This is a genomic window from Exiguobacterium undae DSM 14481, from assembly GCF_000620805.1.
GTDB lineage: Bacteria > Bacillota > Bacilli > Exiguobacteriales > Exiguobacteriaceae > Exiguobacterium_A > Exiguobacterium_A undae.
In genome coordinates, this window is the sequence record NZ_KK211187.1 from 1,015,984 (window position 1) to 1,033,275 (window position 17,292).

Annotated in this window: 12 protein-coding genes; all 12 read left to right on the top strand. The window is 49.3% G+C overall.

The window, feature by feature from the left end:
- The first annotated feature begins 50 nt into the window (after positions 1-50).
- Positions 51-3,098 (top strand): hypothetical protein, encoded by a 3,048-nt coding sequence (locus P397_RS0105795; RefSeq protein ID WP_235183948.1) that lies wholly within the window; start codon positions 51-53, stop codon positions 3,096-3,098.
- Entirely contained in the window at positions 3,099-3,851 is a 753-nt protein-coding gene (locus P397_RS0105800) for a response regulator (RefSeq protein ID WP_028105898.1), read from the top strand.
- Positions 3,848-4,870 carry a HEAT repeat domain-containing protein gene (locus P397_RS0105805; protein WP_028105899.1) on the top strand — a complete coding sequence of 341 codons (1,023 nt, stop codon included), beginning with the start codon at positions 3,848-3,850 and terminating at the stop codon, positions 4,868-4,870. The genes P397_RS0105800 and P397_RS0105805 overlap by 4 nt, the downstream gene beginning before the upstream one ends.
- The gene (locus P397_RS0105810; RefSeq protein WP_028105900.1) at positions 4,857-6,305 is read left to right on the top strand and encodes a glycosyltransferase family 2 protein; all 1,449 of its coding nucleotides are present in this window, start codon (positions 4,857-4,859) and stop codon (positions 6,303-6,305) included. Before P397_RS0105805 ends, P397_RS0105810 begins: the two co-directional genes overlap by 14 nt.
- Before the next feature lie 36 nt (positions 6,306-6,341).
- A complete protein-coding gene (locus P397_RS0105815) occupies positions 6,342-7,490 on the top strand; it encodes an AI-2E family transporter (RefSeq protein ID WP_028105901.1) in 1,149 nt (382 codons plus the stop codon).
- A gap of 201 nt (positions 7,491-7,691) precedes the next feature.
- The gene (gene hemA, locus P397_RS0105820) at positions 7,692-9,032 is read left to right on the top strand and encodes a glutamyl-tRNA reductase (RefSeq protein WP_028105902.1); all 1,341 of its coding nucleotides are present in this window, start codon (positions 7,692-7,694) and stop codon (positions 9,030-9,032) included.
- An 82-nt stretch (positions 9,033-9,114) separates the two neighbouring features.
- Positions 9,115-10,041 carry a hydroxymethylbilane synthase gene (gene hemC / locus P397_RS0105825; protein WP_026832403.1) on the top strand — a complete coding sequence of 309 codons (927 nt, stop codon included), beginning with the start codon at positions 9,115-9,117 and terminating at the stop codon, positions 10,039-10,041.
- Positions 10,031-10,717, top strand: a complete 687-nt coding sequence (locus P397_RS0105830) for a uroporphyrinogen-III synthase (RefSeq protein WP_028105903.1) — start codon at positions 10,031-10,033, stop codon at positions 10,715-10,717. Before hemC ends, P397_RS0105830 begins: the two co-directional genes overlap by 11 nt.
- Positions 10,714-11,703: a porphobilinogen synthase gene (gene hemB, locus P397_RS0105835; protein ID WP_028105904.1), complete on the top strand. Its 990-nt coding sequence runs from the start codon at positions 10,714-10,716 to the stop codon at positions 11,701-11,703. The genes P397_RS0105830 and hemB overlap by 4 nt, the downstream gene beginning before the upstream one ends.
- Positions 11,700-13,010, top strand: a complete 1,311-nt coding sequence (hemL, locus tag P397_RS0105840; protein ID WP_026832406.1) for a glutamate-1-semialdehyde 2,1-aminomutase — start codon at positions 11,700-11,702, stop codon at positions 13,008-13,010. Before hemB ends, hemL begins: the two co-directional genes overlap by 4 nt.
- Positions 13,011-13,343: 333 nt before the next feature.
- Positions 13,344-15,980: a valine--tRNA ligase gene (locus P397_RS0105845; protein ID WP_028105905.1), complete on the top strand. Its 2,637-nt coding sequence runs from the start codon at positions 13,344-13,346 to the stop codon at positions 15,978-15,980.
- 56 nt (positions 15,981-16,036) lie between these two features.
- Positions 16,037-17,287, top strand: a complete 1,251-nt coding sequence (locus P397_RS0105850; RefSeq protein ID WP_028105906.1) for a bifunctional folylpolyglutamate synthase/dihydrofolate synthase — start codon at positions 16,037-16,039, stop codon at positions 17,285-17,287.
- The last annotated feature ends 5 nt before the right edge of the window (positions 17,288-17,292 follow it).

Here is a 17,292-nt window from a genome sequence, read left to right on the forward strand (position 1 = left end):
AGAAAAAACTAATTGCCTAAATTAATCGCCTTACGAAGGGTTGTGTAAAAATGAAACGCTATAAATGGATTGCAGCATTGGTTGTCCTTCTGATTGTGACACCACTCGTCATCTGGTTTCTTCAAAAAGAACGGACATTAAATATTGTGTTATTCGATTATACAGTTGGAAAACAGGAACGGGAGCATGCGGGTACGACGTGGTTGTTGAATCATCTTAAAGTCCGTTCGGAGAACGAGAAGGACTATACGTACACGGATTACATCAACCGGTACGACGGCACGCAAGGTGAAGCGATGCTGAAGCAAGCCAATCAAGCGGATGTCTTATTGTTTACCGATACATATGGAAAATCATACACCGTTGACGGGAAACAAGAACACCGTGGAGGATTGACAGCGGAAGATGTAGCCGTAGCGACAGATGCGATTTCAAAAGGAAAAACGGTAGTTGCTGAATTTAATACGGCAGCCAGCCCGACACCGGCTGACCGTTCAAATGCGTTTCGTCAGTTGTTTGGTACGGCATGGACCGGCTGGATCGGCCGATTTTTCCCGGATTTGACGAAGTTACAAGGACTAGATGAGACGGTCATCAAGAAGCTGGAGCTTCAGGCAAAGGACAAAGCATTTAAGTTGTCCGGTCCCGGTTATGTCTTCATCAATGATTCAACGGAAGAAGTGTTTTTTGTCAATGACGATACTCCTCTCCTTTATACATGGGATAAAAACAAAGGCGACGCAAAAGATGAAGTCCGCTACAACTACTGGTTTGAAGTATTGGAACTGGATGGGGGAGAACAGCAGGCCCACTTTTCCTGGAATCCGTCGAAAAAAACACAAGCGATGTTACGCGAACGTCAACTGCCGCTTGAATTTCCGGCTTATGTCAAACAAGGAAGCGGACATTACTTTGCCGGAGACTATACGGACGTCGCCGACATTCCACGTTATTACCGGTATGCCGGACTCGATTGGTTCCGCAAACAGTTCATCTTAGACAGTGCGGAAAGTGAGTCAGCGTTCTTCTGGAAAGTTTATGCGCCAACGCTCAGCCGGATTTTAAAAGACACGAAACCGGTTAAACAGGCAGCAGTTAAAACAAAGCCATTATCACAAACAAACATCAACGATCAGACGATTCGGACACGCGCACGGTCCGGTCAAGACACGCTTGAAATGTATCAAGATGGGGAATGGAAGCCTTATTTCGTCAAAGGGGTGAACGTCGGATTAGGACGTCCGGGTGCATTTCCGGGAGAGCATGCCGTCAGTCGCAATGAGTATGACCGTTGGTTAAAGCAGATGGGAGAAATGGGCATCAATACGATTCGGGTCTACACGCTCCATCCACCTGCCTTTTATGATGCATTAAAAGCCTACAACGCATCCGCGAAAACACCGATTTATTTGATGCAAGGCATGTGGGTCGAAGAAAAACCGTTCGAAGAGTTAAAAAATGCCTTTGAACCAAAATTCTTAGAAATGACGGATACAGAAGCCAAACGGATGGTCGATGTGATTCATGGCAATGCAGTCGTCAAGGAAGTTGTCGGGCATGCTTCCGGAACCTATACGTCAGATGTCTCGCAATACGTCTCGGCCTTTGTTTTCGGAATCGAATGGTTGCCGGACGCGGTCGTAGGAACCAACAAAAAAAATAAAGACCTGCGTTATGAAGGCAAGTTCGTGACGACGACAAAAGAAGCCTCTCCATTTGAATCGTGGTTAGCCGGCCGAATGGACATCGCGACCCAACATGAACTGGATACGTACAAAACGACGCGGCCGATCGGAGCGACGAACTGGCCGACGACGGATCCGCTCGCGCATCCGGACGAAGTCGAAGAAGAACAAGATCTTGTTTCGATTGACTTTAACCACATTCAAGCAACAAAAGACTTTGCCGGCGGTGTGTTTGCTTCCTATCACATCTATCCTTACTATCCGTCCTTCATTAAGGAAGAATTTGGTCGGAAGGGGGATACGGGTTCAGAATCCTACAGCCGTTATTTAAAAGAGATGAAAGCGTATCATGATATGCCGTTACTCGTATCCGAGTTCGGAATTCCGAGTTCACGCGGGAAAACACACCTTGGACCAAACGGATTTGATCAGGGACACGTCAGCGAGGAAAATCAAGGAAAGCTCGTCGCGAAATTGTACCAAGACATCGTCGACACGAAGATGGCCGGGGGACTCGTGTTCATCTGGCAAGATGAATGGTTCAAACGGACATGGAATACGATGGATTATGACGATGCGGATACACGTCCGCGCTGGTCAAACGTCCAAACGAGTGAACAGCATTTTGGAATGCTCGGTTTCTTACGGGCTGATATTACGATTGACGGAAAAATGGAGGATTGGAAAGGCTATGCCCCGGTTGCGGAAAACGACGGGCAAGCGATTTATATGACGTCAGATGAAGCTTATCTCTATCTGCGGATCGACCGCAAGGCAGTTGAGCCGACGACAATTGCCTTATCGACCAAACCGAATGACGGCAATCAGCAAGTGGGCGACTTGACGCTCGAAGAAGGCGCCGAGTACCGGTTGACGATTGACAAGCAGGCACGGATCGATGTGGATGAGCGGTACGATATCTTCCGCTATCACTACGGTCTGAAAAAACCGTTTGAAATGGTGACGCCACCTTCCGATGAACCAAACAGCGGGAATTTCAATCCGATCTATCAGATGCTCGACTATGCAAGACGCGATCCGGTCACCAAAAAAATCATCAAGCCGGCAATCAAATGGGATACGGGTATTTTAAACGAGGGTGAACCGGACAGCATTTTAACAGACATCTCTGACTTGCAGGAGCCAAGCATCGAGTTACGGATTCCTTGGATGGTTCTGAACATGCGGGATCCAAGTAAACATGAAATCATCGGCGACTTCTGGAAAGACGGACTGGAAGCGAAAATGGTGACCGAAGGAATCGAAGTCACCGGTCTGATCGGAAAGACGCGTCTGCCGGAATCTGATCGAGGATTTTATAACTGGTCCGAGTGGACGAACCCGCAACAACGGGAAGAACTGAAGCCTGTTTATCAAAGCATGCAGGAAGCATTCAAAAAGGGAGTGAAGTAAATGCGGCGTGAAGAAATGTGGAGGTTGATCAACGCATCGATCGAGCCGGTCGATGCGGAAATCAGCTCAACGGCAGTCGTAACAGAAGAAGACGTCAAAGGATCGACATCCGGCGTCGTGTTTATTCATACAATTGGATTAATGCCGGAAGCCGTGAATGACTTGATCGAAACCGGTCGATGCACAAGAACCGATATCTCGTATGCGGATGTCATCATCGCAAGCCAGCCGATTATCGAAGAACGGGTACCCGTCATTTATATCGCGGGTACGACCGATGACCGGTCCTTTTATCAGCTCGAAAATGCACGTGAGGTCATTCCGGCAAACTTGCCGGTCGATCTCTTGCTCGATCGGCTGATGCGATATAAACGTGTCCAACGGCTTGTCGATGTCGTCATCGTGACGGATAATCCTCACCTGCGCCGGCTGTTGGAACGGGAATTGACCAATCGCTTTGAGTCTGTCGTCCTGTATGAACGAACAGAAACGTTTCTGGAACAGCATGCGGCGACGCGCCCGTATCTCCTTGTTTTTTCATCGGCGCTTCCTCGTGCCGACGGGTTGGAGTTATTGTTGCGTGCCAAATCCGAAAGCATCGTTCCGTTTCATGCGATCATGATTTCGATGTACAACCGGGAACGTGACCATGTTCTGGCAATTGAACGTGGGGTTGACGGAATCATGACCCTTCCTTTGAAAGTCGAAGAATTTCGGGCATGGGTCAAAAAACTTGAGGGGGTCCGCGAATGAGATGGATTATATTTTTTATCTTCCTTCTGGTCGTCCTCCAAATCGGAGCATTGGTTTACTTGGTTTTCCAGAAACGGAAACGAGTTAAGCAGGAAGAAGCCCGTTTGAACTGGCAACGGCAGTTTCAAGATGAACTGTATGATTTTGCGACCGGCGAAAAACGAGAGATGCCACACATCGTCTTAGGAAATGAAGACTTGGTCGAGCTCGAACTGTTTGCTTTTACGAACTTGACCGAGACCGTGTCACATCAAGAACGGATCTATCAGTACGTGGAGGCAAAGTTATTACCGTATTATCAGGTTCAAATCCGTCACCGACGCATTGATCGCCGGTTAAACGCCTATGAAGCGATCGCGCAATTCCGGTTAAGACCGGTCGCACAAGAGTTGCATCAAAAATTAGGCAAATCCATCTCAAAAGAAGAAAAAGATGTCATTGTCCGGACGTTGGTTTCGATTGCACCTCACTTAGCAATCGGAGAAGCGAAGCAAGTAAACGAAATCAGCTTTTTTGGCGCAGTGCTGGCGATCGGACGCAGCAAGGATTTGACGGCATGGATCGAGGAATTTGAACAATTGACAGAGTCCTTCCAAATGGGTGTTCTCCAATTGATCTATGACCGGGAAGAGACACAATACCTTGAACTCGTCCGTTCGAAAACGACGGATGCGCATCCGGAAATCCGGAAACGTGCCCTGCGTGCGTTGACCCGAATCGGACTCGAGGAAGACTGGAAGTTGTATACACCGTATCTGGAAGACGACACGAGTTGGGTCGAACAGATGCTAGCGCTCCGCTTCCTCGAAAATGTCGCTCCAAAAGAGTCGGTCGTCTACATTTTACCGTTCGTCGGAAGTCGCTCCTGGTGGGTACGGACCGCGGCCTTTGACGCACTCCTCGCCTGTGGCGGACTGGAACAATTGGCACTGGTCGCAAAAGATCATCCCGATCGGTATGCCAAACAAAAAGCGACGGAACGTCTAGCAAAGGAGATGAAACAACATGTTGTCATCTGAAACGATCCAGAAAATCATTGAAGTATTATCCTGGACCGTATTGATTTATATGATCCTCGTCATCATCTTCTATTCGTCTTTGTATCTCATCTCAGCACAGATGGTCCGAAAACAACGGTTCCGTCGCAAGGAAAGTTCATATCTGCCGTTGATGCGGTCTCTTTACACGCGACCTGTCAGTGTGTTGGTTCCCGCTTACAACGAAGAGTATACGATTGTCACGAGTATTCAAGCCTTGCTTGCACTCGATTACCCGGAACATGAAGTCATCGTTATCAATGATGGCTCGAGTGACGGGACGATGGATGAATTGTTTAAAGTGTACGAGTTGGAAAAAGAATTACGTTTCCCGCGCATCTTGATCGGATCACAACCGGTCAAAGCCGTCTATCGGTCGCGGATCGATGCCCGTTTGATTGTCATCGATAAAGAGAACGGCGGGAAGGCAGATGCGTTAAACGCCGGAATTGATTATTCGAGCTATCCGTACTTTTGTTCACTCGATGCCGATTCAATTTTAGAGCGGGACGCGTTGTTAAAGGTCATGAAACCGATCGTCGAATCCGACGAAGAGGTCATTGCGACGTGCGGATCGATTTTCCTCGTCAACGGTTGTACGATTGAAGGCGGTGAAATCGTCGAAATCCGGACGCCGAAACAACGGATTGTCTTGATGCAGATGATTGAATACTTCCGCGCCTTTTTGTTTGGCCGACTGGGGTTAAGCCGATTTAACCTCCTGCTGATTGTATCCGGCGCGTTTGGATTATTCCAAAAAGCGATTGTCGTTAAGGCAGGTGGGTACAAAGAAGGTCTGGTCGGGGAAGACATGGAACTTGTCGTCCGGTTGCACCGTTACATGAAAGAAAATGACGTGAACAAACGGATTGAGTACGTTCCGTCACCGGTCTGTTGGACTCAGGCACCGGAGACGATGGAAGTGTTGCGGTCACAGCGGACACGGTGGCATCGCGGACTGGCAGAGACGCTCTGGACGCATAAGCGGATGATCGGCAATCCCCGTTATGGATTCGTCGGAAGTGTCTCGATGCTGTATTTCTTTTTAATTGAGTTGCTTGGTCCGATCGTCGAACTGATCGGATACTTCATCATTCCGTTGAACCTGCTTGTCGGGACCTTGAACTTTGAGTTCGGGATCGTCCTCCTCACAGTGGCGTTACTGTACGGCTCGTTGTTGTCGGCAGGTGCCGTCCTGCTGGAAGAGTGGACGATGCACCGCTTCAAGAACGTCAAAGAACTGATCCGTCTTTACCTCTGGTCGTTGACGGAATCGTTTTGGTACCGGCCGATTCTCGTCTTCTTTAAACTGGGCGGCTTAATTCAGTTCATGACGGGACGCGGTCAGTGGGGTAAAATGGAACGACAGCGACTCGATGAAGTCGTCACGGAGAAAACAGAAGAAAAAACCGGATAAACAGATGAAAAGAAGAAACTGGTAGGAGGACTGTTCGTGGATTTACTTCGTAACAAATGGTTTAAAGCATTACTCTGGATTTTGACAATCTTTTTAGTGATTTGGGTCGGGACAAAAATTTCCTTCCTGTTCCAACCGATCAAAGTCATGCTCGCTTTGATTTTCCCGCCGTTGATCATCGCCGGGATCTTTTATTACTTTACGCTCGGGATCGTCGACATGCTGCAAAAGCGTGTCAAAAAACGCGGACTGGCTGTGCTGATCGTCTTACTCGGCTTCCTCGGTGTCATCACGATTGCCGTGGCGTCACTCGGACCGATTCTGGTCGAACAGGTCACGGATTTCGTGACGAGCATTCCGAACCTGGTCGTCGAACTGCGGGATCAGACGTTGAATCTGCGTGATCAACTGATGAACAACCGGTTCATTTCGAACTGGGTGCATGAAAACACAGACCTGTTTGATAAGTGGACGAACGAGGCGACGTCATACATCGGGACCTTGTTCAAGTCGGTCTCGACTTCTGTCGGAACGATTTTCAGTGTCATTTCTTCGACCGTCCTGATCATCGTGCTTGTTCCATTTATTTTGGTCTACATGTTGCTTGACGGTTACAAGTTTCCGAACTCCGTCGTCAAGCTGTTGCCGAAAAGCTATGAGACGGAAACACGGAAGATTCTTCACGATATGCACGTGACGGTCAAACATTACGTCAACGGTCAAGTCATCGTATCGTTGTGTGTCGGCTTGATGTCACTGATCGGTTTCTTCATCGCGGATATCCAGTATGCGTTACTACTGGCGTTGTTCTGTACGGTCACGAACATCATTCCTTATCTCGGACCGTATATCGGAGCCGTCCCTGCGGTCATCGTCGGGTTCATCGATGATCCGATCAAGGCGCTGTATGCGATCATTACGATTGTCGTCGCCCAGCAGATTGAATCGAATTTGATTTCTCCGTACGTCCAGGGGAAAACATTGAAGGTGCACCCGCTGACGATCATCATCGTCTTACTCGTCGCCGGAAAAATCGGCGGGATCATCGGTGTCATTCTCGCTGTCCCGACGTATGCCGTCACAAAAGTTGTAGTCCAGAATATCGCCCGGATCTATCAATTACGGCAACAAAAGTTTGATTTACAAACGGAAGAATCTCCAATCATCACCGATTCAACCAAATAAAAAATCCGACCCTCTGCTGAACTTAAAAGCAGAGGGTTTGTGATTTGGTCCGGAGAGGGATATGGTAAGAAGATAAGTTTCACAACTTCGACTCATTTTAGTTTATAAATTGATTGGAATCTTTTTTATAATGGTTATAATGTAGAGTAGAGAACGAAAGATAGATGAGAATGAAATCTTTGGACGTAAGGGGTAGAGCGCATGCATATCGTAGTTGTCGGTTTAAATAATAAGACGGCGCCTGTATCAATCCGCGAACAAGTCTCATTTGGGGAACATGAGATGAAAGGGGCGGTCGTTGCGCTACGTGACGAAAAGAGCATTTTTGAAAGTGTCATCGTCTCGACGTGCAATCGGACGGAATTATATGTCGTCACGGATCAACCGCATACAGGTCGTTACTATACAAAACGTTTTCTCGCGAACTGGTTTGGTTTAACGATGGAGGAATTAGAGCCTTATTTGTTTATCCATGAGGGCTTTGACGCGATGAAACATCTCTTCCGGGTTACAAGTGGGCTGGATTCGATGATTGTCGGAGAAACACAGATTCTCGGTCAGGTGAAAACAAGTTTCTTCACGGCACAAAAGCTCGAAACAACGGGAACGGTCTTCAACAAGTTGTTTAAAGAAGCTGTTACGCTTGCGAAACGGGCGCATGCTGAAACGGGAATTGGCGAAAACGCAGTTTCAGTCAGTGCAGCGGCAGTAACGCTTGCCGAACAATTGCTTGGGTCGCTTGAAGATAAATCAATCGTCGTCATCGGTGCGGGTGAAACAGGTGAACTGACGACATTGAACTTATACGAAGCGGGTGCCCGTGACATCACGGTCTTTAACCGGACACTTGCCAAAGCCGAAGAAGTGGCGAATCGTTTCGAAGGATCCGCACATTCGATCAATGAAATGCAATGCGGTCTGCTTCGGGCTGACATCGTTATTTCTTCAACCGGAGCAAAGCGGGCAATCATCAAACGTGAAGACATTGCAGCAGCACAATTGTTCCGGAGTGACCGTCCATTTTTGTTGATTGATATCGCAGTCCCACGTGATATCGAACCGACGGCAGGCGACCTGCCGGGTGTCCATTTGTATGATGTCGATGATTTGACGTCAATCGTGCAACAAAACATGGCAGAACGGATGAAAGAAGCAGCAAAAATCGAACGTCGGATTGAAGCGGCAATCGCTGAGTTTGAAGGTTGGATGACGACATTAGGTGTCGTTCCGATCATTACGGAACTGCGTGACCAATCGCTTAAAATTCAACAAGAGACGATGCAAAGCTTAGAGCGGAAGTTACCGAACATGACGAACCGTGAAAAAACGGTCATCGGGAAGCACATGAAGTCGATCATCAACCAGTTACTCCGGGAACCGTTGTCGTATATCAAAGACGCGGCTGCAAAACCGGATGCCGAGCAACGGATTGCTCAGTTCATGGATACGTTTGCACTGGATGAAGAATTGTTTGACGGGACAGCGGAAGAGGTCGTTTTACAAGACGAAACACCGGTCGAACGGAAAGCTGTGAACCGGTGAACAGAGGTCGAATTGTGTTACAATAGAAAAGCATGGGGCGGACTTGTGCCGCCCCTTTATTATTGTACAGGGGGATTTCAGCATGCGAAAAATCATAGTAGGTTCACGAAGTTCGAAACTCGCGATGACACAAACAAAGTGGGTCATCGATCAACTCAAACAAGCGGGTGCACCATACGAGTTCGAAATCAAGAACATCATCACGAAGGGTGACCGCATCCTTGACGTGACATTGTCTAAAGTCGGTGGAAAAGGATTATTTGTCAAAGAAATCGAACAGCAGATGATTGATGAAGAAATTGATTTTGCCGTGCATAGTATGAAAGATCTCCCATCTGAGTTGCCGACAGGACTCATCATTGGGGCAACACCTGCACGTGTCGACGCTCGTGATGCTTTGATTACAACGACGGGCGGAGGTCTGGCCTCACTTCCGGAAGGCGCAATCGTCGGAACAAGCAGTCTGCGCCGCGGTTCTCAATTATTGAAATTACGTCCGGATTTAAAAATCGAATCGATCCGAGGAAACATTGACACACGTCTTGAAAAACTGAAGACGGGACCGTTTGACGGGATTTTATTAGCTGCCGCGGGTCTACAACGCATGGGATGGTCAGAAGACATCGTCTCGGAATACATTTCGACTGACGACATGATTCCGGCTGTCGGACAAGGCATCCTTGCAATCGAATGCCGGGAGCAGGATCAAGAAATCCGCGATTTATTGAATCTCATCCACGATCAGATGACAGAGAAAGTGGCATTTGCCGAACGTTCTTTCTTATCAGCCATCGAAGGAAGCTGTCATGTTCCGGTCGGCGGTTTTGCGACGATCAACGAGGATTTATCGACGACGCTCGTCGGATTCCTTGGTTCAGTAGACGGTCAGCAAATTTTGCTCGAACGGGAAACGTCGCTTGATCCAATGCAGTTGGGTCAACAGGTCGCAACACGTTTACTCGATGCGGGTGGCCGCGAAATTTTAGCGTCTTTACCGGATGACCTTTAAGAAACTGGTCTTGACGGGAAGTCGACGACCAACTTCCGCACAATTGAATCGGTTACGAACCGGACAAGTCGAAGTCATGTATCATCCGGTCATTGAGACGGTTCCGGTCGCGTTTGAGTTACCGGAAGCACTGGATTGGTTGATCGTGACAAGCCCGACCGGCGTCACGCAACTGAAATCACAGCTCGACCGACTACAGCAGACTAAAATCGCAGTCGTCGGAACAAAAACGGCAGCGGTATTGGAAAAACTGGGGCGAACACCGGATTTTATCCCGTCCGCTTTTACCGGGGACGCGCTCGTCGACGAGTTACAACCATTCATCGAACCCGGACAACGGATTTGTTTTGCCCGGGGAAACCGCTCACGGCAAGAACCACTTGAACGATTAAGGCATGCTGTTGCGGCAGAAGTAGTGGAAGTCGTCACGTATGAGACGAACTTACGGACGATTTCTTCTGACGTGTTGCAACATGCTTCGTATATTGGATTGCAAAGTCCTTCAGCTGTCGAAGTTCTGGCATCATCCCGGCATCAGACCAGAGGCACTTACGTAGCCATCGGTCCGATTACGGAGCAAGCCGCTCGCACATCCGGATTGACGCCATTACTCGTCGCCAAGACGTTTACACTCGATGGGCTGATCGACTGTATTTTAGAGGAGGAATTGTCATGAATACATTAGAATTCGCACGTCACCGCCGATTACGGCATACACCGTCCCTGCGCTCACTTGTACGCGAAAATCATCTGCACAAATCAGATTTGATTTATCCGCTGTTTATTGCAGAAGGGGAAGACATCAAACGGGAAGTCAGTTCGATGCCCGGTGTGTTTAACCTTTCGCTTGATCATCTGGAAGCGGAAATCAAAGAAGTGGTTGAACTCGGTATCGAGTCCGTCATCTTGTTTGGTGTCCCGCATGATCATCTAAAGGATGAGCAAGGGACAGGCGCTTTCCATGATCACGGAATCGTGCAGGAAGCGACACGACTCGTCAAAAAAGTGGCACCTCAGCTGACGGTCATCGCCGACACATGTTTGTGTGAGTATACGTCAACCGGACACTGCGGCATTGTAGCAGACGGTACGGTCGACAATGATGCCTCCTTGCCGTTGCACGTTCAAACTGCCGTCTCGCAAGCGCGTGCCGGTGCAGATATCATCGCACCTTCTTCAATGATGGACGGATTCGTGGCAGCGATTCGTCAAGGTCTGGACGAAAATGGCTTCAGCCACATTCCTGTCATGAGTTACGGCGTGAAGTATGCCTCTGCTTATTACGGACCGTTCCGTGACGCAGCCAATTCGGCGCCGGACGAAGGGGACCGTAAAGGCTATCAAATGGATCCCGCGAACCGCCGCGAAGCATTCCGGGAGGCGACAGCCGATGTCGATCAAGGAGCAGACTTCATGATCGTCAAACCGGCACTTGCCTTCATGGATATCATTCGTGATGTCCGCGAACGCGTCGAGTTACCAATCGTCGCCTACAACGTATCGGGTGAATATGCGATGGTCAAAGCCGCTGCGTTAAACGGCTGGATTGATGAGGAACGAATTGTCATGGAAACGATGCTTGGTTTCAAACGAGCAGGCGCTGATTTAATCATTACGTATTTTGCAAAAGACATCTGTCGTTACTTGGAGGGGACAAAATGAGCTTGATTAATCAGAACTCAAAATCAAAAGCCGCTTTTGAACGGGCGTTACCGTTGATGCCGGGTGGTGTCAACAGCCCGGTGCGTGCCTATAAATCAGTCGGGATGTCACCGATTTTTGCTGAACGGGCAAAAGGTTCACGCCTATATGACATCGATGGCAAAGAATATATCGACTATGTCTTGTCGTGGGGACCGATGATTCTTGGTCATGCCGATCCGATCGTGACGGCAGCGATTCAAGAACAAGCGACACGAGGGTGGAGTTACGGTACACCAACGGAAATCGAATCAGCGATGGCCGAAGTCGTCATCAGCCGTGTTCCATCGGTCGAAGTCGTCCGGATGGTCAACTCGGGTACAGAAGCGACGATGGCGGCGCTTCGCCTCGCACGCGGATATACAGGGAAAACGAAAATCCTGAAGTTCGAAGGCTGTTACCATGGACACGGCGATTCCTTGTTGATCAAGGCCGGTTCAGGCGTCGCGACGCTTGGATTGCCGGATTCACCCGGTGTTCCAGCACAAATCGCCAGCATGACGTTAACTGTTCCGTACAATGACATGGACGCAGTCCGGATTGCCTTTGAAAAACACGGCGACGACATCGCGGGTGTCATCGTGGAGCCGGCAGCCGGAAACATGGGCTTTGTCCCACCGCAACCGGGCTTCCTCGAAGGATTGCGCGATATCACGGAACAATACGGATCCCTGTTGATTTTTGACGAAGTCATGACAGGCTTCCGGGTCGGCTTTAACTGTGCCCAAGGATACTTTGGCGTCACACCGGACATCACGTGTCTCGGGAAAGTCATCGGTGGCGGTATGCCGGTCGGTGCTTACGGTGGCCGTCGCGACATCATGGAACAAATCGCACCGCAAGGACCGATTTACCAGGCCGGTACATTATCCGGTAACCCCCTTGCGATGACAGCCGGTCTTGCGACACTGACGCAACTGAAGCCGGAGCATTACGAAGAGTTTGACCGGAAAGCCGCACGACTTGCGGAAGGATATCTCGCAGCAGCGGCGAAATACAACATTCCGTTAACGACAAACCGGGCGGGTGCGATGTTCGGCGTCTTCTTTACCGATCAGCCGGTCACGAACTTCGAACAAGCGAAAACATCGAATCTTGAGATGTTCCGTTCGTATTATCAAAAGATGGCGGCACGCGGGATCTTCTTACCACCGTCACAATTTGAAGGTCTCTTCTTATCGACGGTCCATACGGACGAAGATATCGAACAGACGATTGCAGCGGTCGAGCTGACGTTCAAAGAATTGAAGCTTGAATTTAATCGTTAAGCAGTTCTTGACGAGTCACGGACGTCTCGGATAAAATAAGGAAAGAATAATTTGGAAACAGCGATGACGGGAAGAGTAGTCAAGGAACGCACTGTATGAGAGAACACATCCACGGGCTGAGAGATGTGACAGGACGTCCTGATGAAGGTCACCCCACGAGCTGGTCTCGTAAGCGACAAGCAAGCGAGATCCGGATTGCCGCACGTTACGCGGGCTAGAGGGCGCTCTGTAAAGAGTGAACTAAGGTGGTACCGCGGAAGAGCAACGGCTTCTTTCGTCCTTAGATGAGGACGAGAGAAGCCGTTTTTATTATGGATTAAAGGAGCGATTTAGATGCAGGAATTATCAATGCCAACGAAATATGATCCGCAAGCAACAGAGGAAAAATGGTACGACTTTTGGATGAAAGGGGAATACTTCAAAGCCGATCAAGATCCGGAAAAAGCACCGTATACGATTGTCATCCCTCCGCCAAACGTTACCGGGAAATTACACCTTGGTCACGCCTGGGATACGACTCTCCAAGATATGCTGACACGAATGAAACGGATGCAAGGCTTTGACGTGCTGTATCTGCCGGGAATGGACCACGCGGGTATCGCGACACAAGCGAAGGTCGAACAGAAACTCCGGGCAGAAGGGAAGTCACGCCTTGAGATGGGCCGTGAAAAGTTCCTCGAACAATCGTGGGCCTGGAAAGAAGAATATGCGTCAACGATCCGCGAACAATGGTCGAAACTCGGACTTGGACTCGATTATTCACGGGAACGGTTTACACTCGATGAAGGTTTGTCGGAAGCGGTTCAGGAAGTGTTCGTCAAACTGTACGAAAAAGGCTTGATCTACCGTGGCGAATACATCGTCAACTGGGATCCGGCGACAAAAACAGCGATCTCGGACATCGAAGTCATCTATAAAGACATCGAAGGTGCCTTCTATCACTTCAGTTATCCGTTGACGGACGGAACGGGTCACGTCGAACTGGCGACGACACGTCCGGAAACGATGCTTGGCGATACGGCGATTGCCGTCAATCCAAAGGATGAGCGTTATGCACACCTGGTTGGAAAAACGATCACGTTACCAATCGTCGGACGGGAAATCCCAATCGTCGCCGATGAATACGTGGATATGGAATTCGGCACAGGGGTTGTGAAAATCACACCAGCCCATGATCCAAATGACTTCGAAGTCGGAAACCGCCACGATCTACCACGTGTCCTCGTCATGAATGAAGACGGAACGATGAATGAAAATGCCGGCAAATATGAAGGCATGGACCGATTCGAATGCCGAAAGCAGATCGTCGAAGATCTGAAAGAATCAGGTGTGTTAATCAAGGTCGAACCGCATCTGCATTCCGTCGGTCACTCGGAGCGGTCGGATGCAATCGTCGAACCGTACTTGTCGCTTCAATGGTTCGTCAAAATGGAGCCGCTTGCTGAAAAAGCACTGCACGAGCAACAAGGGGAAGACAAAATCAACTTCATTCCACAACGTTTTGAAAACACGTATGTCCGCTGGATGGAAAACATCCGTGACTGGTGTGTCAGCCGTCAGCTTTGGTGGGGTCACCGGATTCCGGCTTGGTACCATAAAGAAACGGGCGAAGTCTACGTCGGTAAAGAAGCACCGTCTGACATCGAAAACTGGGAGCAGGACAATGATGTCCTTGACACATGGTTCTCTTCAGCGCTCTGGCCGTTCTCGACGATGGGCTGGCCAAACGAAGGTGCAGCTGATTATCAGAAGTACTTCCCGACGTCAACACTCGTAACAGGTTACGATATCATCGCTTTCTGGGTCTCACGGATGATTTTCCAGTCGTATGAATTCACAGGCGAACGTCCATTCAACGATGTATTGATTCACGGTTTGATCCGCGACTCGGAAGGACGGAAAATGTCGAAGTCACTCGGTAACGGGATTGATCCGATGGATGTCATCGAGAAATACGGTGCGGATTCGCTCCGTTGGTTCTTAACGACCGGTTCAACACCAGGAAACGATTTACGTTTCTACTGGGAGAAAATCGAAGCGACCTGGAACTTCTCGAACAAATTGTGGAACGCAAGCCGTTTTGCCTTGATGAACATGGATGGACTGACACACGAACAAATTGACCTGTCAGGCGAGAAATCACTTGCCGATCAATGGATTCTGACACGTCTGAACACGACGATTGATGATGTGACGCGTCTGTCGGACAAGTATGAGTTTGGTGAAGCCGGTCGTGTCCTCTATCACTTCATCTGGGAAGATTTCTGTAACTGGTACATCGAGATGGCGAAGTTGCCGTTAAACGGTGAGGACGAAGCAGCGAAATTGACGACACGTTCGATTCTTGCGTATACGCTGGATCAAATCATGCGTCTGATGCATCCGTTCATGCCGTTCATCACGGAAGAAATCTGGCAGCATCTACCGCATGAAGGGGAAACCGTCACACGTGCCGCTTGGCCGACACGGAACGATTCACTGGACTTCCCAAAAGCTGTTCCGGCATTTGAAGCCGTTCAGAACGTCATCCGTTCAGTTCGAAACATCCGGGCAGAGGTCAACGCACCGATGTCAAAACAAATTCAGTTGATGATTGCAACGAGTGACGATCAAGTCCAACACGATTTGGAAACCAATCTGTCGTACTTGAAAAAGTTCACGAATGCGTCGGAGCTGCTCGTCGAACGCAATATGACAGCACCGGAAAAAGCAATGAGTGCGATTGTGACGGGAGCCGAATTGTTCATTCCACTTGCTGACTTGATCAACATCGAAGAAGAAATCGCCCGTCTGAACAAAGAACTCGTCAAGTATACAAAAGAAGTCGAACGGGTCGAGAAAAAACTCAACAACCCGGGATTCGTCGGGAAAGCACCGGCACATGTCATTGAAGAAGAACAAGCAAAAGCACAAGACTATAAAGAGAAGCGGGCGGCAGTTGAAGTCCGAATCAGCGAACTCGCAAAATAATCTTAACAGTGGCTCAAGTTTTCTTGAGTCACTTTTTTTAAAGGAGCGAATGAAGGGTGAGAACACGAGAAGATGTGTTGGAGTGGTTATCCGCGTTACTGGCATTTGGCATCAAACCGGGCTTGAGCCGAATGGAGGCCTTGCTAACAGAACTACAGATTGATCCGGATACGATTCCGGCGATTCATGTCGCGGGGACGAACGGCAAAGGATCGACAGTCGCTTTTTTGCGCGAGATGGGAGTGGCGCAAGGACTGCGGATTGGTACCTTTACGTCACCGTATATCATTCAGTTTGAAGAGCGGATCATGTTGAACGGTGTCCCGATCAGTGAAGCGGATCTGGTCGCGGCAGCCGTTGCTGTCCAGGAAGCGATCACAAACATCGAGTCAACGGTCGGGACTGTGACGGAATTCGAAGCATTGACGGCACTGGCGTTCTATCATTTTCAGCAAATTCGTCCTGACTTGGTCATCTATGAAGTCGGCCTTGGGGGATTGTATGACTCGACGAACGTACTGAAACACCCGCTCGCAGCCATCATCACGTCGATTGGTCACGACCATCAAGCGATTCTCGGAGATACGCTCCAAGAAATCGCCTTACAGAAGTTTGGCATCATTAAACAAAAGACGACGGTCATTGCCGGTAAATTGCAGGAAGAATTAACGGTTCCGTTGATGGCCTATTGTGGCGATCGACAAGCGACCTTAACCTGGAGCCAGGAAGTGATTCGCGATTACCGGCTCAGTGCAACAGGCACGTGGGCAACCTACGAAGGGATTCCCGAGACACGACTCGGTCTTGAAGGGGTGCATCAAGTACATAATGCGGCGAACGCCGTCGTCTGTGCCAAACAACTCGGTTGGTCGAAGACCGCGATCCGGCGTGGACTGCGGAATGCGACGCATCCGGGTCGGTTTGAAATCATCTCCCGCAAGCCGCGGATCATTCTGGACGGCGCCCATAATCCGGAAGGGGTTGCGGCACTCGTCGAACGGCTGAAGGAAGAGGCAAAACCCGTCATCGTCCTCTGTTCGATCTTACGGGACAAGGACCGCGAGGCGATGCTTGATCAGTTGCGGGAAGTGACGCCAGAGATCTACGAGACGACGTTTGACTTTCCGCGGGCACGAACATTGGCAGAGTTAAAGCTGGACGGGGCAAATGTGATGGAACTCGACCAGTTCTTTGACCAGACGGATACAACCAACCAGACACTCATCGTCACAGGATCCCTCTACTTCATCAGTACGGTCCGCACATTACTGAAGGGGCAGTCTTTTACAAAAAAGGGGAAAAAGTAAAAGTC

What these genes read in the sequence shown, in the direction of transcription:
- P397_RS0105795 (WP_235183948.1), top strand. Translation starts at nt 51, where the DNA reads ATGAAACGCTATAAATGGATTGCAGCATTGGTTGTCCTTCTGATTGTG.
- P397_RS0105800 (WP_028105898.1), top strand. Translation starts at nt 3,099, where the DNA reads ATGCGGCGTGAAGAAATGTGGAGGTTGATCAACGCATCGATCGAGCCG.
- P397_RS0105805 (WP_028105899.1), top strand. Translation starts at nt 3,848, where the DNA reads ATGAGATGGATTATATTTTTTATCTTCCTTCTGGTCGTCCTCCAAATC.
- P397_RS0105810 (WP_028105900.1), top strand. Translation starts at nt 4,857, where the DNA reads ATGTTGTCATCTGAAACGATCCAGAAAATCATTGAAGTATTATCCTGG.
- hemA (WP_028105902.1), top strand. Translation starts at nt 7,692, where the DNA reads ATGCATATCGTAGTTGTCGGTTTAAATAATAAGACGGCGCCTGTATCA.
- hemC (WP_026832403.1), top strand. Translation starts at nt 9,115, where the DNA reads ATGCGAAAAATCATAGTAGGTTCACGAAGTTCGAAACTCGCGATGACA.
- P397_RS0105830 (WP_028105903.1), top strand. Translation starts at nt 10,031, where the DNA reads ATGACCTTTAAGAAACTGGTCTTGACGGGAAGTCGACGACCAACTTCC.
- hemB (WP_028105904.1), top strand. Translation starts at nt 10,714, where the DNA reads ATGAATACATTAGAATTCGCACGTCACCGCCGATTACGGCATACACCG.
- hemL (WP_026832406.1), top strand. Translation starts at nt 11,700, where the DNA reads ATGAGCTTGATTAATCAGAACTCAAAATCAAAAGCCGCTTTTGAACGG.
- P397_RS0105845 (WP_028105905.1), top strand. Translation starts at nt 13,344, where the DNA reads ATGCAGGAATTATCAATGCCAACGAAATATGATCCGCAAGCAACAGAG.